At 33.9% G+C, this 21,599-nt stretch carries 22 protein-coding genes; 16 read left to right on the forward strand and 6 right to left on the reverse strand.

Annotation, left to right across the window (positions count from 1 at the left end; genetic code table 11):
• Positions 1-42: 42 nt before the first annotated feature.
• Entirely contained in the window at positions 43-735 is a 693-nt protein-coding gene (locus A9G32_RS00365; protein WP_218055792.1) for a glutathione S-transferase family protein, read from the forward strand.
• Positions 736-847: 112 nt separating this feature from the next.
• Here A9G32_RS00365 and A9G32_RS00370 read toward each other — a convergent pair whose 3' ends face one another.
• Positions 848-1,396, reverse strand: coding sequence for a hypothetical protein (locus tag A9G32_RS00370; protein WP_065589850.1), 549 nt, complete (start codon positions 1,394-1,396; stop codon positions 848-850).
• A 655-nt stretch (positions 1,397-2,051) separates the two neighbouring features.
• Between A9G32_RS00370 and A9G32_RS00375 the strand changes: the two genes are divergently transcribed.
• The 4 genes from A9G32_RS00375 (at position 2,052) to A9G32_RS00390 (ending at position 5,729) form a co-directional block, all read left to right on the forward strand.
• Positions 2,052-2,993 carry a hypothetical protein gene (locus tag A9G32_RS00375; RefSeq protein WP_065589851.1) on the forward strand — a complete coding sequence of 314 codons (942 nt, stop codon included), beginning with the start codon at positions 2,052-2,054 and terminating at the stop codon, positions 2,991-2,993.
• A gap of 391 nt (positions 2,994-3,384) precedes the next feature.
• Positions 3,385-4,122, forward strand: coding sequence for a carbonic anhydrase (locus A9G32_RS00380; RefSeq protein ID WP_034914950.1), 738 nt, complete (start codon positions 3,385-3,387; stop codon positions 4,120-4,122).
• A 430-nt stretch (positions 4,123-4,552) separates the two neighbouring features.
• The gene (locus A9G32_RS00385) at positions 4,553-5,041 is read left to right on the forward strand and encodes an STY0301 family protein (RefSeq protein WP_034914955.1); all 489 of its coding nucleotides are present in this window, start codon (positions 4,553-4,555) and stop codon (positions 5,039-5,041) included.
• A gap of 160 nt (positions 5,042-5,201) precedes the next feature.
• On the forward strand, positions 5,202-5,729 hold the full coding sequence (locus A9G32_RS00390; RefSeq protein ID WP_065589852.1) for an STY0301 family protein: 528 nt from the start codon (positions 5,202-5,204) through the stop codon (positions 5,727-5,729).
• Positions 5,730-5,847: 118 nt separating this feature from the next.
• Here A9G32_RS00390 and A9G32_RS00395 read toward each other — a convergent pair whose 3' ends face one another.
• Both A9G32_RS00395 and efp read right to left on the reverse strand, forming a co-directional pair.
• Complete coding sequence (locus A9G32_RS00395; RefSeq protein ID WP_065589853.1) at positions 5,848-6,408, reverse strand: hypothetical protein; 561 nt, start codon at positions 6,406-6,408, stop codon at positions 5,848-5,850.
• A 246-nt stretch (positions 6,409-6,654) separates the two neighbouring features.
• Complete coding sequence (efp, locus tag A9G32_RS00400) at positions 6,655-7,221, reverse strand: elongation factor P (protein ID WP_034914965.1); 567 nt, start codon at positions 7,219-7,221, stop codon at positions 6,655-6,657.
• A gap of 33 nt (positions 7,222-7,254) precedes the next feature.
• Here efp and epmB point away from each other — a divergent pair, with 33 nt between their 5' ends.
• The 6 genes from epmB (at position 7,255) to nudC (ending at position 11,777) form a co-directional block, all read left to right on the forward strand.
• A complete protein-coding gene (gene epmB / locus A9G32_RS00405) occupies positions 7,255-8,283 on the forward strand; it encodes an EF-P beta-lysylation protein EpmB (protein ID WP_065589854.1) in 1,029 nt (342 codons plus the stop codon).
• Positions 8,284-8,494: 211 nt separating this feature from the next.
• On the forward strand, positions 8,495-8,635 hold the full coding sequence (gene rpmH / locus A9G32_RS00410) for a 50S ribosomal protein L34 (RefSeq protein ID WP_025314679.1): 141 nt from the start codon (positions 8,495-8,497) through the stop codon (positions 8,633-8,635).
• An 11-nt stretch (positions 8,636-8,646) separates the two neighbouring features.
• A complete protein-coding gene (gene rnpA / locus A9G32_RS00415) occupies positions 8,647-9,003 on the forward strand; it encodes a ribonuclease P protein component (RefSeq protein WP_080702383.1) in 357 nt (118 codons plus the stop codon).
• A gap of 47 nt (positions 9,004-9,050) precedes the next feature.
• Complete coding sequence (gene yidD / locus A9G32_RS00420; RefSeq protein ID WP_034914994.1) at positions 9,051-9,293, forward strand: membrane protein insertion efficiency factor YidD; 243 nt, start codon at positions 9,051-9,053, stop codon at positions 9,291-9,293.
• Positions 9,293-10,915 carry a membrane protein insertase YidC gene (yidC, locus tag A9G32_RS00425; protein ID WP_065589855.1) on the forward strand — a complete coding sequence of 541 codons (1,623 nt, stop codon included), beginning with the start codon at positions 9,293-9,295 and terminating at the stop codon, positions 10,913-10,915. Before yidD ends, yidC begins: the two co-directional genes overlap by 1 nt.
• A 58-nt stretch (positions 10,916-10,973) precedes the next feature.
• Positions 10,974-11,777, forward strand: coding sequence for an NAD(+) diphosphatase (nudC, locus tag A9G32_RS00430; RefSeq protein ID WP_065589856.1), 804 nt, complete (start codon positions 10,974-10,976; stop codon positions 11,775-11,777).
• On the opposite strand, the gene A9G32_RS00435 is transcribed toward nudC, so the two are convergent.
• The 3 genes from A9G32_RS00435 to hemB all read right to left on the reverse strand — a co-directional run bounded on the left by A9G32_RS00435 (position 11,774) and on the right by hemB (position 14,680).
• Positions 11,774-12,583, reverse strand: coding sequence for a hypothetical protein (locus A9G32_RS00435; protein WP_065589857.1), 810 nt, complete (start codon positions 12,581-12,583; stop codon positions 11,774-11,776). The two genes, nudC and A9G32_RS00435, sit on opposite strands and share 4 nt — an antisense overlap.
• Positions 12,584-12,611: 28 nt before the next feature.
• Positions 12,612-13,382 (reverse strand): hypothetical protein, encoded by a 771-nt coding sequence (locus tag A9G32_RS00440; RefSeq protein WP_065589858.1) that lies wholly within the window; start codon positions 13,380-13,382, stop codon positions 12,612-12,614.
• Positions 13,383-13,666: 284 nt separating this feature from the next.
• On the reverse strand, positions 13,667-14,680 hold the full coding sequence (gene hemB, locus A9G32_RS00445) for a porphobilinogen synthase (RefSeq protein WP_065589859.1): 1,014 nt from the start codon (positions 14,678-14,680) through the stop codon (positions 13,667-13,669).
• A gap of 185 nt (positions 14,681-14,865) precedes the next feature.
• On the opposite strand from hemB, the gene rpsU reads away from it, so the two are divergent.
• From rpsU to pitA, 5 genes are all read left to right on the forward strand, one after another.
• Positions 14,866-15,081, forward strand: a complete 216-nt coding sequence (rpsU, locus tag A9G32_RS00450) for a 30S ribosomal protein S21 (RefSeq protein ID WP_034882800.1) — start codon at positions 14,866-14,868, stop codon at positions 15,079-15,081.
• A gap of 143 nt (positions 15,082-15,224) precedes the next feature.
• A complete protein-coding gene (gene dnaG, locus A9G32_RS00455) occupies positions 15,225-17,006 on the forward strand; it encodes a DNA primase (RefSeq protein ID WP_065589860.1) in 1,782 nt (593 codons plus the stop codon).
• Positions 17,007-17,086: 80 nt separating this feature from the next.
• On the forward strand, positions 17,087-18,928 hold the full coding sequence (gene rpoD, locus A9G32_RS00460; protein WP_065589861.1) for an RNA polymerase sigma factor RpoD: 1,842 nt from the start codon (positions 17,087-17,089) through the stop codon (positions 18,926-18,928).
• 73 nt (positions 18,929-19,001) lie between these two features.
• Positions 19,002-19,973: a bile acid:sodium symporter family protein gene (locus tag A9G32_RS00465; RefSeq protein ID WP_034914119.1), complete on the forward strand. Its 972-nt coding sequence runs from the start codon at positions 19,002-19,004 to the stop codon at positions 19,971-19,973.
• Between the two features lie 70 nt (positions 19,974-20,043).
• Positions 20,044-21,558 carry an inorganic phosphate transporter PitA gene (gene pitA, locus A9G32_RS00470; protein ID WP_065589862.1) on the forward strand — a complete coding sequence of 505 codons (1,515 nt, stop codon included), beginning with the start codon at positions 20,044-20,046 and terminating at the stop codon, positions 21,556-21,558.
• The last annotated feature ends 41 nt before the right edge of the window (positions 21,559-21,599 follow it).

The following is a 21,599-nucleotide window of genomic DNA, read 5'->3' on the forward strand; positions in this document are numbered from 1 at the left end:
TATTAACAAACTTTATATTATTGAATTAGATGGAGATTGAAAGTGAATTACAAACTTTATATAGGTAATAAAAACTATTCAACGTGGTCTATGCGCCCTTGGGTTGTAATGAAACACTTTGGTATTCCTTTTGATGAAAAGTTTGTTAGATTTGATAACCTTGACGATAAATCTGCTTTTAAAGCAACAATATCCTCAATATCGAAATATGGTACAGTACCAATTTTAGTTGATAATGATGTGGTGATATCTGATTCTTTGGCTATTTGTGAATACTTGGCTGAAAAACATCCCAACTTAGCTTTATGGCCGATAGATACTAAAAAAAGGGCTAATGCTCGCAGTTTAGTGGCTAAAATGCATTCAGGATTTTCTGCTATTAGAAAACATTTACCAATGAATATTGAAGCTGAGTTTTTCGAAATTGGGCAAATTATTTTACGTGATCATGCTGATGTCAAAAATGAAATTTCTCTTGTTGATGAATTATTATCTTCTTTCTTAAATTTTAATTTACCTCAATCTAACTACTTATTTGGTGAATTTACTATTGCTGATGCTTTCTATGCACCAATGTGTTTAAGACTAAAAAATTTTGGTATCAAAACATCGGCAACGTTAACCAACTACATTAACACTATTTGTCAAACTCATAGTGTTAAAGAATGGATAAGTGAGGCAATGCAAGAAAAAGATTTTATTGTGGTGGATGAACCTTATCGTCTACACCGTTAATTAACAAATTCTAAGATATTTTTAAATTACTCGTGTGATAGCCTCGAATCTTTGAGGCTAAACAGATACTTTGTACACTAAAAGCAACGTTATTACTGTCTAAATAACTTAATTATTCATAAATAGTTGTTAATCGAGAAAATCTTGTTCTTAATGAAATATAATCTTTTGAAAAATAATTAAATTTAATTTCTATCTCTTGGTTTATTAATTTAAATTTCATAATAACATAAGGATGAAAATCAAATTCTATAATAAAATAAGAATGAAAATTAAATTTAATAGTAAAATGAGGATGAGAATTAAATTTAGCTGAGAATAAATCATCATAATTAAGCCTTGTTACAATTTTATTTGTATCTTTATCTGTAAAACAGATTTGTTTGTTCATTCGATCAAAATACATAAAATTCTCGTAGGTTTTATCGCAATAAAAATTTGAACGCACAAACTCATCCTTAAACTCATTTTTAAAAATTGTAATATGTTTATTAATAATAATATTTGTGTATTTAATAAATACCAGATAGTAAGCTAAAACGCCAATAATGATAAATATGAGTCCAATATAATAATTTTTGAATAAAAAACTGCAAAAAGAAAAGGCCCCCAAAAGTGGCAAACATCCGCCAGCAATAAATCTTGTAATTGAAAATAACACCTATACCTCCTTTGTATTATGTGTAAATTATATTTTGAAAAAGATATTCAATATAATCAAGCTTTAATTCCTATAGTTAAACGTATAACAGCCTGAACATTTTTATTTTTTATGCTTCTTAAGCTTAGTAGGGTTTAGAACATTTTGGCCTTTTACGCAAGTTAATAATATCAGTGATATTGTCCAAATTAGGTTATTTTTATGCAAAATTTCATAATGCCTAGCGACACCTCCCTGATTGAAATACTAAACAGTTTTAGTTATCGACAGTCGATAATGTGCAAAAAATTCCCTATCCCTAAAGTTGAATTATTTTCATCTTTACATTTCTTTACAAAAAAGTCCGCCAAAAAACTAGCCAACCATTTTTAAAATGGTTATACTTTTATCGCTATAGGAAAACAAGCTTATTAAATAAGCAAATAATTATAAAAATTTAAATAAAACAAATAATTACTTGACAGGTGAACCATAATGCATTATCATTTTAGACACCAGACACTGGCAAACCTATGTCTTAAATTTATTAAATAATCTTATTCGACGTGTTTTTACACTAAGCTCATTTATACCTTCCAAATTATTTCTCAACGAATTATCGAAATTATCGTTCAAATCACCTAAAACAGCTTTGCTAGTATTAGCACTGTTATTATTGTCATCGTCATGGAATGTTCAGGCGAATGGTAAAAAGGCTCGAGCGGGTAATCGTAGTGATGCAATAATAATACCGTCGGCAGTTATCAATTATGTAATGCCAAATCTAATGACGGGTCATGGTGAATACGTAGGTCCAGCTGACATATGGAATCGAAATAGAGGCTTCTTAGTTCAATCAACCAATCCTGAATCATACAACCTAAATTTCCCGACCACGGGTGCGCATAATTTATATTTTTATTTACTCATAAGTGGAGTAGATATAAATGAATTAACATGGGAACCCGTTACTTTGGGGGGAATTACTGCAACAGTGGCAAATGTTGAATATCTTGATCACTGGGCTCCTTGGAATAATCACTGGGCTCCTTGGAATAATGGAAAAGTCCTAGCTCGTGTTATGCTAACAGGTCCAGAGGCAAGAAATCAATGGAACAACCCTAATCCTAATCGAATAGCTAAGCCACAGTTACCACAGACGTTTGAGTTAGTGGGTAGAGATATTAATACTGGTGATGAGGTAGTAAAATATGGATTTGTATTAAGGCAGTGGTTCGTCAGTCGGGGAGGTCCCCCCGGGTTTAGCCTTTCTAATCAAACCACATGGTGTAATAGTTTGGGTTATCGAATGCCACGGGTAAGAGATTTAACCAATGCAGTTTGTTCTGGTCGGGGTTCAGGAAGTTGGTGTCAAGGCGCAGTAGGCGCCACACCTAGTTCATCAGGTAATCATTACCAGCGTCACATAGGCGCTGGCTTTTTCACGGAGTGGGGCAACCTGGGTTTATACCTCACTTATACGGGCTTCATCGACCACGTATACTGGACGAGCGACGCTTCAGGTAGCAACCAGCTCCGTGTCGCCGTATCCACCGGCGCCGTCCTCACCCGTGATGATGGCAACTTCTTCCGCCGTGGCGTTTGCACCGTACCTTAGCTTTTAGCGTTTAGTTCTTAATCCTTAGGTCGCGGGGGTGGTTATGGTGCTTGAGAGGATAATATAACAAAGAATAAAGCCCCCGCGTAAGTTGGGGCGCCGAGCTGGCAAAGCCTGCGAGGCTAGTATTTTAATGACTAAAAGTCAAAAAAGCTTCTGACTGATGATGCCAAAGCAATGATAACTTAATATAATTAAATATTATCATAATAAATATTGAGTAAAATTAGCAACAAATAAAACAGGTTATTTTGTAGCTTACTTTTTTGTTTAAATGTCAAACATTTTTTTTATAAAAATATTAAAAAGTGATGATATACGATTCTAGTAAGGTAATTTTTTGTGGCGTATAATTTGGTTCCATTAATCACTTTCTAGCTGTAAAACCAAGATGAAATTTAATGCAATAATTGTGGCTTTAATGGTTACCAGTCTATCTTGTGCTGCAACAGAACCTGCCCTTCATTGGGGTTATGAAGGCGAAAATAATCCAGAAAATTGGGGACACCTTTCGCCAGAGTTTTCAACCTGCGAAACAGGAAAAAATCAATCACCAATTAACATTGAACATGTTTTTAAAACGCACCACGATAAACTTAAACTGACGTTTAAACTAAGCAAGCAGGAAATCATTAATAACGGTCATACAATTCAAGTTAATGTTAATGATGGCAATACGCTTGAAATTGACAACGAGCTGTTTACGTTACAACAATTCCATTTTCATACGCCAAGCGAAAATAAAATTAAAGGCAAATACTTCCCGATGGAAGCTCATTTTGTTTATAAAAACAAAAATGGCGACTTAACGGTTGTTGCCTTGATGTTTAATAAAGGAAAACCTAATCCTGAATTAGCGAAAGCTTGGCAACAAATGCCAGAAGACGAAGGCAGTACCGCCACATTATCTCAATCAGTCGATATTAAGGCTTTATTGCCAAATAGATTGGATTTTTACCGCTTTAGCGGTTCACTAACAACTCCACCTTGTACTGAAGGCGTTCGATGGATTGTGTTAGAACAAGAAAGCAGTGCATCTGCTGAACAAATCGAAAAATTCCACTCAATCATGCATCACAACAATAATCGCCCAACTCAACCTTTAAATGGGCGAGTGATTGTTGATTAGTGTTTCTAGGCTCTGTTTAGTGTGAATAGAGCCTTGAATTTGTGCATTTATTATCTATCAACAAGTAAGATATATCGCTTATTTTTTAAGTAATTTTCTGCCTTGATAGTCACAACTCATATTCTATAAATACTATTAGTTAGCTTAAATTAGTTCACTTAACTATCGTTGTCTTTCTTAATTGATGAAGGCGATTATATTTAAATTAAGCTAGCAAAGAAAAGTTTTCTAACGATAGGATATTATCTTGTTTGCTAATATAACAATACTAAAAATCCCTAGAATAAACTAAAAATACAACTTAGGTTTGTAATAATACTTAATCAATAATCGATTAGATAATGTAGTTAATTAATGAATTAACTTATTAAAAAAGTTATATTATCTTCCAATAAAAATTATGTTTTATGATTAAAAAGGAATAGTTAACATGAAAGATAAAATTTTTACTATTACAGTAATATTATTAGCTGGGTTTGGCATGTCCTTTTCGGTTAACGCAATTTATGAGATAACTTGCCCCGATTCAGTTCAAGTAAAATCCATTCCGACGGAACTAGAAATATTGCCTGAAGGGTGGCAAATATTCGAACAGAAAAATCAGTTTTTGCAGGTTGATGATGGTGAAGTATATTCTGGTAAACCAGTGAATTTAGGACAGATGATACCTTTTACAATTACTATTAACGGTAAAAAATATAAACATTCATGGCATGTTGATACTAGTTATAATACATCCAATGATACTGGCTACTGGTTTAATTGTTCTTATTCATTTAATCGAGTTCGCCTGATAAAACGTATCGATTCGACCATGAAAACTTGTTGGGTAATAACTTCAAAAGATGCAAAAGGTAAAATGAAAGTAAAACTAAATTGCGATAAAAAAATACATGAAGGTCCACAATCTTTTTATTAAACGTGATGATAAAGTTAGTTTAAGTTTTCACAGTGAGTAAATTAGACAGTAAAAATAACCTTGGCTTGGATAGCTAATAGTCAATGCATTTTTTTTAATAAGATGATGTTAATTAGTCAAAATCATCTTATTTTTATACGATTAATTAGGAATAGAAAACGTGAAAAATAAAATTTTAAATTTAGCAACAATAGCCATAATAGGGGCAAGTTTTTGTGATTCAGTTAACGCAAATGAAGAGATAATTTGTCCCGAATCGGTAACAATAAAATATTCTAAACCTGATTTAGAAGTTGTACCTGATGGTTGGGAAGTGTCTGAAGAAGGCTATGATATGAAAAAAATTGATAGTTTAATTTTGCCAGAAGATATTGCTCACAGTACTTCTTTACGTCGACTAAATCAAGTAGAAGTATATTCAGGAAAATCAGCCGATTCCGCAAAACAAATAAAACCTAAGCCAGCGACAATAAATGGGAAAAAATATAAGGCAGTTTGGTTGTTAGATGGTAGTAATGATACCAATAAATTGAGCTTTTGGGCTAGCTGCAATTATAGCTATAATAACAAAGTACAACTGATAAAGCCTATTGATGCCTCGCTGAAAACTTGTTGGGCAATTTATACCCAAGATCAGCAACAAGGAACACTTGCTAAATTAGTGTGTAGCGCTGAAAAGGTAAAATAATTTTAGTTTGGATATTCGGGAATGTGTTCAAATTTACCACAAAATATTGTCCATTAAAGATTAATTAAGATGGTCGGTTGTGCCCCCCCTTACTTTTTTGGGATTAGATCGTTATAGATTACTTTTGTATATGTTGATTTATAAAATGAATGACAGGTCGCCAGACTTCCTGTTCTGGTGCTTGATAATCCCATAAAGGTGTAACCAGATCATCTAATATTTTTAATTTAGTGATAAAATTTTTTGAGTAGGTTTGACGTTGTTCTTCCGAAATGGCTAATAATCTTTCTGAAGAAATATATTTGCGCTTTTGCCGTGGGTTTTCAATAAAATTGGCTAAACTACATAATTCTTTTTCATTTTCACATTCTGAATAGGAAAAGGGATAAGTTTGTTCTACTTGTTCAAAAGCATCTGCAATTTGTGGTAAATTTACCGCTTTCATTGCGGGTACGATATATTTTGCTGTAGCATAATTCCATAAAAGATTACACCAACCATCACTTTGCCAGTGGCTGATGGTATGAATGACAACAAAAGCATAAAAGGCATCGCGATCCAGCTTTGTGCTTAGATCAGATTCGCAAGGTATATATTCATAAATTTTATCAAAGATTTCTATTACATCCTCAAAATCAGATAGCTTTTTATTCTGAGTTAACATATTAATTGTTATCATTCTATTTCCTTATCTTATTTTATTTGAATTTTAACATATTTGAAAAGTAATGATATTTTATTTAGTTGCTGTCTTAAAACTATACTTTTTATTGGGTATGTAAAAATTGTGTTGATAATTAAATTTGGATAGATTTTAAAAGGTTTTAATCATTGGATTGGCGTAAAACAGTAAGATTAAATTTATGCTGTTTAGATGAGCAAGAGAGGTTAGTGCAACCTCTCTTGTTCTGCGATAAATGTTAATTTATTTTACGCGTGATACGTATTCACCTGAACGGGTATCTACTTTAAGGATCTCGCCAATTTGTACAAATAAAGGCACGCGAACAACTGCACCTGTTGATAATGTTGCTGGTTTACCACCTGTTCCTGCTGTGTCGCCTTTTAAACCTGGATCAGTTTCGATTACTTCAAGTTCAACAAAATTTGGTGGTGTTACTGCAATCGGTTGGCCGTTCCATAAAGTTAAAATACATTCCGCTTGATCAACTAACCATTTTGCATTGTCGCCAACCGCTTTGGCGTCAGCCGAAAGTTGCTCAAATGTATCGTTATTCATAAAATGCCAAAATTCACCATCGGTATAAAGATAAGTTAAATTCATATCAACAACGTCAGCGGCTTCAACTGATTCGCCTGATTTGAATGTTTTGTCGACAGTTTTGCCTGAAAGTAATTTTTTAATTTTTACACGATTAATAGATTGACCTTTACCTGGTTTATAAAACTCATTTTCAACAATGACACACGGTTCGCCGTCTTGCATTATTTTAAGACCAGCTTTAAACTCATTAGTACTATAAGATGCCATAAAAGCTCCAACTAAAATTCTGAATTACAAAAAATGAGTCGTATTATACAGCAAAAAGTTGAACTACCAAATAATAAAGATGAGTGGATTTTTGATCTGGCCAATGTTGTGACAGATATCAACGTTTTATACTCCTATTTAGGACTAGATCCCAATACCATTTCAATCCGCATGCAACAAGCAAAAAAGGCGTTTCCGCTTCGAGTTCCTAGGGCTTTTATTAATCGAATGGAAAAGGGTAATAGTAATGACCCACTTTTGTTACAGGTGCTTTGTGATGATAGGGAGTTATTAAAAGTTGAAGGGTATAGTCATGACCCATTACAAGAGCAAGATAATGCCATTCCTGGATTATTGCATAAGTATCACAATCGGGCATTATTGATCACTAAGACCGCTTGTGCAATTAACTGCCGTTACTGTTTTAGACGGCATTTCCCTTATCATGATAATCAAGGATCTAAGAAGAATCTTGCCATTGCGCTTGAATATATTGCAAATCATCCTGAACTTGATGAAATTATTTTATCAGGAGGTGATCCGTTAATGGCAAAAGATCATGAAATGGCTTTTTTGATTAATGCACTTGAAAAAATCCCTCATGTTAAGCGTTTACGGATTCATACGCGTTTGGCTGTTGTTATTCCTTCACGAGTAACGGCTGAACTTTGTCGGTTATTTGTTGAAAGTAGGTTGCAAATTGTAGTAATTACTCACATTAATCATTCAAATGAAATTGATAATGCAGTTGCTGGCGCAGTTGGGCTTTTAAAAAAGAGTGATGTGATTGTGCTAAATCAAAGTGTATTACTGAAAAATATTAATGATAATGCCAATGTTTTGGCTCAGTTAAGTAATAAACTTTTTGATATTGGCATTTTGCCTTATTACATTCATTTATTGGATAAAGTACAAGGAGCTGCTCATTTTCTAGTTGATGATAACTCAGCTAAATTAATAATGAAACAGCTTGCCGAGCAAGTATCTGGTTATTTAGTGCCTAAATTAGCGCGCGAAATCGGTGGTGAGAAAAGTAAACAAGTACTTACTTTTTGGAATTAGTTAATTGTTTTTTTTAGTTATAACTTATTATTTTATAATCTATTTATTCTATTTTATTTTATCGTATGGTAATTAAGGGTTAATGGGATTTATCTGTAAAAATCTCATTGACGAAAAATAAAATAGGCACTATAATTCCGACCTCTTTAATTAATGCTGTGGAGTTTTTACTCTGCAACCTGTTGATAATTAGATTTGGATATAAATCGTCATGAAACGCACATTTCAACCATCAGTATTAAAACGCAATAGAACTCACGGTTTCCGTGCTCGTATGGCAACTAAAAACGGTCGTCAAGTTCTTGCTCGCCGTCGTGCTAAAGGCCGTGTTCGTTTAACTGTTGCTAGCTGATTTAAAGTTGGGTGATTAAGTTCACTTTTCCTCGGGAGTTGCGGTTGTTAACTCCCTTTGATTTCAATCATGTCTTCCAAGAGTCCATTCGGGCTGGTTCTCCGTTTTTAACTTTAGTTGCACGAAAAAATAACTACAATCATATGCGGTTAGGGTTTGCTATAGCTAAAAAACAAGTGAAACGAGCTCATGAGCGTAATCGTATAAGGCGACTGGCTAAAGAGTATTTTCGGCTTCATCAACATCAATTTCCTAATATTGATTTTATTGTGATGGCCAAACAGCCAGTTATCGACTTAGATAATCAGCAACTCGTTGAAACACTGAATAAATTATGCCAACGAATCATAGCCAAATACGAGGCTTGAATAAATTTAAATTGATTATTAAACAGCATATTTATGCATTTAACTATATGATAGTTAATGTTTTTGTGTTTTTTGTTCGTGTTTATCAACGTTTTATTAGTCCTTTATTAGGTCCTAAATGTCGCTTTACACCGACATGTTCACAGTATGCAATAATTGCACTGAGACGCTTTGGATTAATAAAAGGTGGTTGGCTAACCGTTAAACGTGTATTAAAATGTCATCCTTTACATGAAGGAGGAGAAGATTTTGTTCCTCCAAAAATTAAAACCAATAGAGAAAAACACTAATGGGATCTCAACGTAATATTTTAGTCATTGCTTTACTTTTTGTATCTTTTTTTATTTGGAAAGCGTGGGAAGAAGATCACACACCTAAACCCCCGATCGAAAACCAATTAACACAACAAAGTGATGATGGCTCAATAGCTGGCGCAGTAGGTAAAACAATTACTGTAAAATCAGATGTGCTGTCACTCACTATTAATACTTATGGTGGGGATGTTCAGGCTGCACAATTATTGAAATATGAGCAAACGCTTCATTCTGGTACGCCTTTCCAATTATTAACATCTCGTCCAGATTTTGTTTATGTTGCTGAAAGCGGATTAACTGGTAAGGATGGTCCTGATAATGCAAATCAAGGATCAAAACGTCCAGTCTATCAAACTGAAAAGTCAGAATATGTTTTAGCTGATGGGCAAGATGAATTGCGTGTTCCTCTTACTTATCAAGTTAATGGTGTAAGTTATACTAAATACTATATATTACACCGTGGTAGTTATTCTATTGATGTTCAGTATGATATTAATAACCAAAGCAGTGCACCTGTTGATGTTGCCATGTATGGTCAATTAAAACAAACAATTAAATTACCTGATGATATTCCAACCGAAGGTGGTAGTGGATTAGGACAAAGCGCATTCCGTGGTACAGCTTACTCTAGTTCTAGTTCTAATTATAGTAAATACAGTTTTGATGCTATCAAAGATAAAGCTTTATCGGTTGAGACTCAAACGGGTTGGATTGCGATGTTGCAACACTATTTTGTTTCCGCATGGGTACCCGCACAGGATAAAAATAATCTATTTTATTCTCGTGCAACGGCTAATAATTCTCAAGCAACAATTGGTTTCAAAAGTGAATCAGCAGTTATTCCTGCGGGGAGTTCACAAATTATTGGTGCAAAATTATGGTTAGGACCAGAAATTCAAAGCCAATTGAAAGAAACAGCCGATCATCTTGATTTAGTTGTTGACTATGGATGGTTATGGTTTTTATCACAATCGTTGTTTGATTTGTTGGAGTCTATTCAGAGTTTTGTTGGTAACTGGGGCTTCTCAATTATTGTTATCACATTTATTGTTCGAGGTATTTTATTCCCATTAACTCGTGCTCAGTATCGTTCAATGGCGAAAATGAAGTTGTTACAGCCTCGCATACAAGCTTTAAAAGAGCGTTATGGCGATAATAGGCAAAAAATTAGTGTAGAAACAATGGCGCTTTACAAGCAAGAAAAAGTGAATCCATTAGGTGGTTGTTTGCCATTAATTATCCAAATGCCGATTTTTTTATCATTGTTCTATATGTTAAGTAGTACAGTTGAACTACGACATGCGCCATTTGCGTTTTGGATTTATGATTTATCAGCGCAAGATCCATACTATATTTTGCCTTTATTAATGGGTGTCAGTATGTTTTTAATTCAGAAAATGTCACCAACACCTGTTACCGATCCACTACAACAAAAATTAATGACTTATATGCCATTAATTTTTACGTTGTTCTTCTTATGGTTCCCATCAGGCTTGGTTTTATATTATATCGTCAGTAACTTATTCACAATTGCTCAGCAACGAATTATTTACTGGGAACTTGAGAAAAAGGGACTTCACGAGAAGAAAAAGAAATAGTATCGATTAAAAGGAGGAGTAATCCTCCTTTTTTGTTTTTATCTTTGGTGTTAATAATATGAATATACAGCAACAATTTAATTTAATAGGTAATGAAAACGGTTATTGGTTTGTAAGTGCTAATGGACGATTATGGCTGCCTAATGGTGAAGTTCCTGTTGGGTGTGCTGATGAATTTGGTTTTACCAATAAACTTGCTCAACCAATAGGTGAATGGAATGGGCAAACAGCTTGGCTGATTTGTGATGAAATGAAAAATGCGATGAGTTCAGTTCGTTCATTACTTGATAGAACAGATCAATCATTATTTAATTTAGCTGGTCGGGCTGTGCAACTTTCTGAATTTTATCGTTCCCATAAATATTGTGGATATTGTGGTCATGAGATGTATATTAGTAGCACGGAATGGTGTTGTCTATGCGATCATTGTAAAGAGCGTTATTATCCACAAATTTCGCCATCTATTATTGTGGCAATTCGTCATAATAATAAAATTTTATTAGCAAAACATGTTAGGCATAATCAAGATAACTTATATACCGTTTTAGCTGGTTTTACTGAAATCGGTGAAACAATGGAAACAGCCGTTGAACGAGAAGTATTTGAAGAATCAAAAATAAAAATTAAAAATATTCGTTATGTTGGTTCGCAACCTTGGCCATTTCCAAATTCATTAATGATGGCTTATTTAGCTGATTATGATAGCGGTGAAATAGTGGTAGATAAAAACGAACTCATTGAAGCAAATTGGTACCATTATACAGAGTTACCTAAAATTCCTGAGTATGGCACCATTGCTAGACGCTTAATTGAGGATACAATTATACTTTGCCGCGAATATGATGAATATGGCAATGACTAATTATATTGAATTGTTCTTGTTAGATTAACTGTTTTTGATTCGTCACCTGTTGTAATACACACAGCTTTAGTCCAATCACTGTTTGGATTATAATCTGAATAAGTACAAGTTTCTATTAGTTCTACCTCTTGTTCGTTTTTATCATTAATGATGATGTCTCCATTTGATGATAATTTAAAGGTTTTGATAATAGTTTTTTCTAATTGATTGTTTGCGTTATATACAAATTCTTTTTCTTGAGCCAACACAGGGAATTTTGTTTTTTCATCTACAGGAATATAGGCATTATATAACACGAGTTCTACACGATTGTTGTCATAAATAATTTTGCTGTTAAAAATGATATTATTTTCTGCAAAATGCGATAGAGTTGTTTCAACTAAACGATCTTGTTCATCGAACTCTGAACTTGCGACGATATCATTTTCATTGTTTTTCATACCTAGTATATTTTGTGAAGAATCAAAAGTAATATCGTAAACGTTTCTGGTATCGCCCATGCCGTAGCTATATTTAGCTGTGTCGTAGTTAATTTCGCCATGTAGCCCTTCTAAATCATAATTAGCTACAAAGCCTTTGTCATTGTAGTTAATTATCTTAGTTGATGAGCCTTGAATATGCTGTTGTTTAATCATTTTACTAAATGGTAAGAGCTCTGGCTCAGTATGGAAAAGGTAGCTATTAATAACTGCTGTTGGTAGTTGTGGTAAGGATTTTTTGTCAGATGTTTTTTTATCATCGCAACCGTTAATTAGTAATGTACTGCTAATTATGCACGTATATAAAAATAAATTATTTTTTCTCATAGTTCTATTTTCCTTTTATCCTGTTTTCTTATTTATTTTTGCACCATACTGCAAGTGCTTCACATTGCCAATCTTTCATCATATAGTACCAAGCAGAGCGCCATTTACGTACTGTATCATTGTGTAAATTTAAAGCTTTTCCTATTTGTGAGTTATTAGCCCCAGAAACAAGTAACTCAATGAATTGTAACCACAATTCAGGTTTGGGTATACGGTTTAAACTAGTGTTGCTTAAAAGACTAAAGCTATGTCGACACCGTTTGCAGCGATAGCAAGTGCGAGAACCAATTTTGGTTGTTTCGTTAGAACCACAGTGTTTACAAGTTGGATTTTGTTCATTCAATAAGGCAGTTACTTTATCTTTAATGGTATTGTATTGTTCCACTAAAGATGGCATTAGTTTTGTTTGTTTTTGATGTGTATACCAGTTATGTAATGATGGATAATAGCTTTGAAGATAGTTAATAATAGCTCGATCTCGTCGTATAACTTTTTCGAGCGATGTTTCGAGTCTGTCCGCAATTTCTTTATAGCCCATTTTATTTATTCGGTTGGTAAAAATAAACTCTAACCAATTATAGGGCATTAAACGATAGAAAGGAGTATTGGTTGAAACGGTAAAATATTTATGACAGTCTTTACAAAGATATGTTTTATTAGGTTTTGAACGAATTATATAGAATTCAGTTTTTTTACAGAAGGGACAAGATTGCACATGTTGCGATGTTATTTCTTCTAGGTCATGATGAAAAGCTTTAAATTCATCATGTAATTCGTTTGGTACGAGTTCATAAATCATTTTTTATTCCCTTATCACTTATCCCCGTAAATATTATCAGATTTTTACATAAACATATAGCTTTCCTGAAACTTTTTTACATTTTCCAGTAAAGTACAATAATTGTCCAAGTATAAATATGATAATTAATGTTTATCTATAAATTTCTTATACTGGTGAATTAAAAAGAAGTGAAAAAGTGCTATTAAATAATATGATTAATAATGTGATTTGATGAATATGAGATACTAGATAGGTAATTAAATGCTCCTTCCAATTTGAAAAGAGCAGTATTTCAAAAAATATTATTTTTGTTGATGCAACCATTCGGCTACTTGTTTGGCAAAATAGGTTAATATTCCATCGGCACCAGCACGTTTAAAGCAAAGTAAAGATTCCATAATTGCTGATTTTTCATCTAACCAGCCATTTTGAATTGCCGCTGTTAACATAGCATATTCACCAGAAACTTGATAAGAAAAAGTTGGGACAGCAAAGGTGTCTTTAACTCTTCGAACGATATCAAGATAAGGCATACCAGGTTTAACCATGACCATATCTGCACCTTCACTTAAATCTTGATAGATTTCTTGTAATGCTTCATTACTATTAGCTGGATCGAGTTGATAAGTTTTTTTATTGCCACCTTTAATATTTTTCGCAGAGCCGACAGCATCACGAAAAGGTCCATAAAAACTTGATGCGTATTTTGCGGAATAAGCCATAATTTGTGTGTTAAAAAAACCGTGCTTTTCGAGTTCGTTACGTATTGCTCCAATGCGTCCATCCATCATGTCACTTGGTGCGATAATATCCACACCTGCTTGAGCTTGCATTAATGCTTGTTTAACAAGCGTTTCAACAGAGATATCATTTTGTACATACCCTTGTTCATCAATAATGCCATCTTGTCCATGCGTGGTATATGGATCAAGTGCGACATCAGTTAGTACACCGAGCTCTGGAATTTCTTTTTTTAATGCTCGAACAGCTTTTGGTACTAACCCATTTTCGTTATATGCTTCTTGTGCTAATGAAGATTTTTTTGATGGTTCAATAGCGGGAAATAGTGAAAGAACAGGAATTCCTAATTTAGCTACTTGTTCCGCTTCTTTTAACAATACGTCAATACTCATTCGATTAACGTTTGGCATCGAGGTAATTGATTCAGTAATATTATTTCCTTCAACAATAAAAACTGGATAAATTAGATCGTTGGCCGTCAAACTATGTTCTGCAACCATACGACGACTAAAGTCATGGGCACGATTACGGCGTAGGCGGCGCTTTGGATATTGACCAGTAATTAATGATGGCATGAAATACTCCTGTTTATTCTCAATTAGATTTGATTTATTATCTGACTCTATATGCTGATTAGCAAATTAATTTGTTATCTTGTAATAATTCTATTTTTTACTTTACAACATATATCGATTGAGAGTAAAATTGCGCACTAATTTTAATCCCTTGTGATATTAAACAAATTTGAGGTGAGAGGCACATGCCAGTAATTAAAGTACGTGAAAATGAACCTTTCGATGTAGCGTTACGTCGTTTCAAACGTTCTTGTGAAAAAGCAGGAGTTTTAGCTGAAGTTCGTAATCGTGAATTTTACGAAAAACCAACTACTATTCGTAAACGAGCTAAAGCAGCAGCTGTTAAACGCCATGCTAAAAAATTAGAAAGAGAAAACGCTCGTCGTACTCGCTTATATTAATATTTTAAGATTATTTATACTGAAAACTAAAATTGATATTAAAAATCAATTTATTATTTTTTTGATATAAAGAATTCTAACAAGCCGTATTTTGATACGGCTTGTTGTCTTTTTATAACACCATAACTGGTTAAAGTTTTATCATGAAAGGTCTTATTCCTCGCGATTTCATCTTGGATCTAACTGCTCGAACCAACATCCTTGATGTGATTGGCAAACGCGTTAAAATGAAAAAAAAGGGGAATAATTATTTTGGTTGTTGCCCTTTTCATGATGAAAAAACAGCTTCGTTTTCTCTTAATGAAAAAAAACAGATCTTTTATTGTTTTGGATGTGGCGCATCAGGATCTGTTGTTAATTTTTTAATGCAATATGAGCGGTTATCTTTTCCTGAAGCTATTGAGGAGTTAGCTAGCTTGCAAGGGATTCGTGTCCCTTATATCGATAACGATAAAAATCAAATTGATCAATCAAAGCACATTGAATCTAGAAATGTACGTCGAGATCTATATACTTTGATGGGCAAAATCACTGATTTTTATCAGCAACAATTAGCATTATCTACATCTACTGATGCTCAAAAATATCTTGAGCAACGGGGACTCAATGCAGAAATTATAGCACGGTATAGAATTGGTTTTGCGCCTAATGAGTGGCGTTTAACTTCACAAAGTGTGGTTAAAACAAAAGCTGAAGAAGCACTTTATGAACAAGCCGGCATGCAAGTCAGCCACGATAGGGGTAATCAATATGACCGTTTTCGTGGAAGAATCATGTTTCCTATTCGCGATAGACAAGGCAATGTTATCGCGTTTGGTGGACGAACTATCATTAATGATTCTGCAAAATATATTAATTCACCAGAAACCCCCATTTTTCATAAAGGCTTTCAACTTTACGGACTTTATGAAACGCTAGAAGTCAATCGTAATCCTCAGCAACTGATGGTGGTTGAAGGCTATATGGATGTGGTTTCGCTTGCTCAATATGGCATTGATTATGCTGTTGCTGCTTTAGGTACGGCTACATCAGAGGAGCATATTAAATTATTATTTAGAGCAACAGATTCGGTAATATTTTGTTATGACGGCGATAATGCTGGACGAAGCGCTGCTTGGCGGGCACTTAATGTTTTATTACCTTGCTTAATCGATGGTAAGAAAATAACTTTTGCTTTTTTACCTCAAGATGAAGATCCTGATAGTTTTGTGCGTAAAGTCGGTAAGGATAATTTTGAAAAATATTTAAATGAATCTTCAAATTTGTCGAAATTTTTATTTGATGAACTTTTGAAACAGGTTGATTTAAAAACAGCTGAAGGAAAAGCAAAATTGAGTTCGCTAGCTTTACCGCTACTTGATCAAATTAAGGCAAAAGCCTTTAGATTAAATTTATTGCAGAAGCTCGGTAATTATTTAGGTTTACTTGATGTATCTCAATTAGAACAATTAATTCAAGAAAATCGTTCCCAACGTGATGAAAAGGCAAATGAAAAAACGCCTACATCACAAATGAAATTAACAACGATGCGAGTTTTAATTGGTTTATTACTTCAATATCCTAATCTTGCAGAGCAAGTTTCTGATATAAATGTGATTCGCCAGGTTAAAATGGCCGGGATCGAGATTTTTGTTGAATTACTTGAACTATGTCAACGTTATCCCAATATAACTACTGCACAAATATTAATAGAGTGTATGGATAGACCGTTTTATAAGCAGTTGAATCGTTTGTCCACCTGGGAGTGTCATTATCAAGATGGCGAAATAGGCTCAATTTTTTCACATACTTTAAAAGAGTTATATGATAATATACTCGCCCAAAGGCAAGATGAACTAATCGCAAAAGAGAGAGTCTCCGGCTTAAGCACCGCAGAGAAAAAAGAATTGGCGACTTTAATACTTGTTTTATCAAAAAAAGACTAAATATATAGAATACGTGTAGATTCCAGATATTGTTCTACATGCATAATATAAATGACCAAATAACTAAAATGGATACCTTTATGGAGCAAAATTCTCAATCACAGTTAAAACTCCTAATCATTCGAGGTAAGGAGCTAGGATACCTGACCTATGCTGATGTCAACGATCACTTGCCTGAAGAGATTATTGATTCAGATCAGATTGAAGATATTATCCAAATGATTAATGATATGGGGATTCAAGTTCTTGAAGAAGCCCCTGATTCTGATGAGTTATTACTTTCAGATAATGTCCCTGATGAAGAGGCCGTTGAAGCAGCAACAGCATTAGTATTATCTAATGTTGAGTCAGAAATTGGTAGAACAACCGATCCTGTTCGTATGTATATGCGTGAAATGGGGGCGGTTGAACTGTTAACGCGTGAAGGCGAAATTGATATTGCTAAGCGTATTGAAGATGGCATTAATCAAGTGCAAACTTCAGTATCGGAATATCCAGAAGCAATAACTTATCTTTTAGAGCAATATAATTTAATCGAAAGCGGACAAGTTCGTTTATCTGATTTGATTACAGGTTTTGTTGATCCAAATGCTGAAGAAGTTGCTGAAGAGTTACCTGAAGATTTAGAGGTTAGTGAAACCGAAATTGAAATTGATGATAGCGATGATGAGAGCGAGGATGACGAAAACGAGGCATCAACTGATGATGATGTTTCTATCGATCCCGAAGTTGCTAAAGCTAAATTTGCCGAATTAAAAGAGCAGCACGACAAAACGTCTGATGCTATTAAAAAATATGGTCGAGCTCATAAAAAAGCACAACAAGAGATCGAAAACCTATCAGAAATATTTAAACAATTCCGTTTAGTTGCTAAGCAGTTTGATATTCTTGTTAATAACATGAGAAGCATGATGGAGCGTGTTAGAACTCATGAACGTGTTATTATGAGGATTTGTGTTGAAAAATGCAAAATGCCGAAAAAACTATTTATGACTTATTTTACTGGCAATGAAAATAGCATGGATTGGTTTAAGAAAGCTTTATCATCGAAAGGTGCGTTTGCGGATAATTTAAAAGATTTTGAAACTCAAATTGCTGCTCAAGTTGATTTATTACAACAAATTGAAACTGAAACAAGTCTTTCTATTGAGCAAATCAAAGATATTAATCGACGTATGTCTATTGGCGAAGCTAAAGCACGTCGAGCTAAGAAAGAAATGGTAGAAGCTAACTTACGACTAGTTATTTCTATTGCGAAAAAATACACCAACCGAGGATTACAATTCTTAGATCTTATCCAAGAAGGTAATATTGGCTTGATGAAAGCAGTTGATAAATTTGAATATCGTCGTGGTTATAAATTCTCAACTTATGCAACTTGGTGGATAAGACAAGCGATTACTCGTTCTATAGCTGACCAAGCAAGGACAATTCGTATTCCGGTACATATGATTGAAACAATTAATAAGTTAAATCGTATTTCTCGTCAAATGTTACAGGAAATCGGTCGTGAACCAACACCTGAAGAGTTATCTGAACGCATGCAAATGCCTGAAGATAAAATTCGTAAAGTGCTTAAAATTGCTAAAGAGCCAATTTCGATGGAAACACCAGTTGGTGATGACGAAGATTCGCATTTAGGTGATTTTATTGAAGATACAGCTCTTGAGCAACCGCTAGATGCGGCGACTTCTGAGAGTTTGCGTAGCGCAACTCGCGATATTTTATCAGGATTAACGCCTAGAGAAGCGAAAGTGTTACGTATGCGATTTGGTATTGATATGAATACAGATCATACGCTAGAAGAAGTTGGTAAGCAATTTGATGTAACTCGTGAACGTATTCGTCAGATTGAGGCTAAGGCGCTGAGAAAATTACGTCATCCAAGTCGATCTGATGTGCTTCGTAGTTTCTTAGAATAAATTTTATCTTTCTTGTATATCGCCACTTTTGTGGCGATTTTTTTATTCTTGTTAATCAAAGATATTAAAAATCATGAATATATTTCAACGTGTTAAGATTGATTCATTCTTATTGATTCTAATTTGTGTTGTGATTACAGCTAGCTTTTTTCCTTGTGAAGGACAGGCTAAAACGGTTTTTGAATACCTTACAACTTTTGCTATTGGCTTGCTATTTTTTATGCATGGTGCAAAACTTTCTTTTCAAGCAATTGTCTCTGGTATAAAAAATTGGCGATTACATTTGTTAATATTTACAACTACATTTGTAATATTCCCAGTTTTAGGCATGATGATGCAGTTACTAGTGCCCACTTTTTTATCACATGATATTTATTTAGGTTTTGTTTATCTTTGTGTTTTACCAGCAACAGTGCAGTCTGCAATAGCATTTACTTCAATAGCTAAAGGTAATGTGGCAGCAGCTATTTGCAGTGCCTCAGCATCAACGTTATTGGGGGTGTTTATTACCCCGCTTTTAGTTGGATTGTTAATACATACTCAAACCTCGGCATCAATGAACATAATTGATGCCATTACCTCTATTATGCTGAAACTGATGTTGCCTTTTGTTGTCGGGCATTTATCTAGACGTTTTATTGGTCAATGGGTAGATAAGTATAAAAATATTATTTCTAAAACAGATCGTTTGTCGATTTTATTAGTGGTTTATGTCGCGTTTAGTGATGCAGTTGTTAATGGTATATGGTCGCAAGTCGGTTTTTTATCTTTGTTAAATATTATATTTTTCTCAATTATTCTGTTAGTTATAGTTTTATTTATTACCACTTATAGTGCAAGATTTTTTGGTTTTAGCAAACAAGATGAAATCACAATTGTATTTTGTGGTTCAAAAAAGAGCCTAGCAAGTGGCATTCCAATGGCAAGTGTTATCTTCCCCATGTCGATGATGGGTATTTTGATCCTACCTTTAATGATCTTTCATCAAATCCAATTAATGATTTGTGCTTTTTTGGCTGCACGTTATGCTAAACGAAAAATGTAAAAAATTGTTTTGCTCATTAGCTTATTCTCAAGGATAATAGTGGCGCTAATTAACAACAGAAAGATATATTATGTTTCATCTATTTGCTGATTTAGAATTTTCAACCATTATATTATTAGTCTTAGCTTTACTTTTTGTACTCTTTTATGAGGCTATTAATGGATTTCATGATACTGCTAATGCTGTTGCCACTGTTATTTATACAAGGGCATTGAAAGAACAACTTGCCGTTTTTATGGCCGGAGTATTTAATTTCTTTGGCGTACTACTTGGTGGGCTTAGTGTGGCTTATGCCATTGTGCATTTGTTACCAACTGATTTATTACTTAATGTAAGCTCTACTCATGGGCTTGCTATGGTATTTTCTATTTTGTTTGCAGCAATCATTTGGAATTTAGGTACTTGGTTTGTTGGTATTCCTGCATCAAGTTCACATACTTTAATTGGTTCTATTATTGGCGTAGCACTTGCAAATGCATTGGTTATGGATACATCAATTATTGATGCGCTTAATATTCCTAAGATGATTCAAATCTTTTTATCCTTGATTGTTTCACCAATAGTTGGTCTTGTTATTGCTGGGTTAATGATTTTTTGTCTGCGTAAGTATTGGACACGTAAAGGACAAAGTAAAAAAAGTAGTAAAAAAAGAGAACGCATCTTTATGACTCCAGAGCAGCGAGAAAAACTTTATGGTAAGAAAAAGCCACCTTTTTGGATCCGAATAATGCTTATTATTTCTGCTGCAGGTGTGAGTTTTTCTCATGGTGCTAATGATGGACAAAAAGGTATTGGTTTATTAATGTTAGTATTGATGGGTATCGCTCCTGCTGGCTTTATTGTTAATATGAATGCGTCTACCTATGATATTACTAACACTCGTAATGCTATTGATAATATTCAGGAGTACTTTGTTACTCACAATGATGATCTAACTACGATAATAGGTAAACAACCTGCATTAGACACAAGTATTCCAGAAGGCGATTTGAATAAGTATCATTGTGACTATTCACATTCATTTATCACACTGGGTATTGCTCATAATTTATTTAATAAAATGAATAATTATGAATCACTCACTGTTGAACAACGTTCACAAGCTAGACGCATATTATTATGTTTATCGGATACTGTTTCGCATGTTGCTAAACAAGCTAATGTAACAGCAGAGGAAAAACAATATCTGAAATCTTTGAATAACGATTTACTTAAAACTGTTGAATATGCGCCGATTTGGATCATTATTTCGGTAGCTTCAGCGCTAGCAATTGGAACAATGATAGGATGGCGTCGTGTAGCTATTACTATTGGTGAAAAAATTGGTAAAAAAGGGATGACTTACGCACAAGGCGTGTCGGCACAAATCACTACGGCTTTATCAATTGGGATTGCAAGTTATACTGGTATGCCTGTTTCAACAACTCAAGTTCTTTCTTCATCTGTGGCAGGTACAATGATTGTTGATGGTGGTGGCGTTCAAAGTAAGACCATTAAAAATATTGCGTTAACTTGGATTTTAACACTTCCAATTTCAATTTTGTTATCTGGGTCACTTTTTTGGCTTGCTCAAAAATTGATTTAGTAGTAAAAAGAGAGTATCAATTTTGTAGTTTTATCTGACCG

It is taken from the genome of Gilliamella sp. Gris3-2, from assembly GCF_001690345.1.
Lineage (GTDB): Bacteria > Pseudomonadota > Gammaproteobacteria > Enterobacterales > Orbaceae > Gilliamella > Gilliamella bombi.

Excerpts from the sequence above, each read along its gene's own strand:
- A9G32_RS00380 (WP_034914950.1), top strand. The coding sequence starts at position 3,385 with ATGAAATTTAATGCAATAATTGTGGCTTTAATGGTTACCAGTCTATCT.
- A9G32_RS00385 (WP_034914955.1), top strand. The coding sequence starts at position 4,553 with ATGAAAGATAAAATTTTTACTATTACAGTAATATTATTAGCTGGGTTT.
- A9G32_RS00395 (WP_065589853.1), bottom strand. The coding sequence starts at position 6,408 with ATGATAACAATTAATATGTTAACTCAGAATAAAAAGCTATCTGATTTT.
- efp (WP_034914965.1), bottom strand. The coding sequence starts at position 7,221 with ATGGCATCTTATAGTACTAATGAGTTTAAAGCTGGTCTTAAAATAATG.
- epmB (WP_065589854.1), top strand. The coding sequence starts at position 7,255 with ATGAGTCGTATTATACAGCAAAAAGTTGAACTACCAAATAATAAAGAT.
- rpmH (WP_025314679.1), top strand. The coding sequence starts at position 8,495 with ATGAAACGCACATTTCAACCATCAGTATTAAAACGCAATAGAACTCAC.
- yidD (WP_034914994.1), top strand. The coding sequence starts at position 9,051 with ATGATAGTTAATGTTTTTGTGTTTTTTGTTCGTGTTTATCAACGTTTT.
- yidC (WP_065589855.1), top strand. The coding sequence starts at position 9,293 with ATGGGATCTCAACGTAATATTTTAGTCATTGCTTTACTTTTTGTATCT.
- nudC (WP_065589856.1), top strand. The coding sequence starts at position 10,974 with ATGAATATACAGCAACAATTTAATTTAATAGGTAATGAAAACGGTTAT.
- A9G32_RS00435 (WP_065589857.1), bottom strand. The coding sequence starts at position 12,583 with ATGAGAAAAAATAATTTATTTTTATATACGTGCATAATTAGCAGTACA.
- A9G32_RS00440 (WP_065589858.1), bottom strand. The coding sequence starts at position 13,382 with ATGATTTATGAACTCGTACCAAACGAATTACATGATGAATTTAAAGCT.
- hemB (WP_065589859.1), bottom strand. The coding sequence starts at position 14,680 with ATGCCATCATTAATTACTGGTCAATATCCAAAGCGCCGCCTACGCCGT.
- rpsU (WP_034882800.1), top strand. The coding sequence starts at position 14,866 with ATGCCAGTAATTAAAGTACGTGAAAATGAACCTTTCGATGTAGCGTTA.
- dnaG (WP_065589860.1), top strand. The coding sequence starts at position 15,225 with ATGAAAGGTCTTATTCCTCGCGATTTCATCTTGGATCTAACTGCTCGA.
- rpoD (WP_065589861.1), top strand. The coding sequence starts at position 17,087 with ATGGAGCAAAATTCTCAATCACAGTTAAAACTCCTAATCATTCGAGGT.
- A9G32_RS00465 (WP_034914119.1), top strand. The coding sequence starts at position 19,002 with ATGAATATATTTCAACGTGTTAAGATTGATTCATTCTTATTGATTCTA.
- pitA (WP_065589862.1), top strand. The coding sequence starts at position 20,044 with ATGTTTCATCTATTTGCTGATTTAGAATTTTCAACCATTATATTATTA.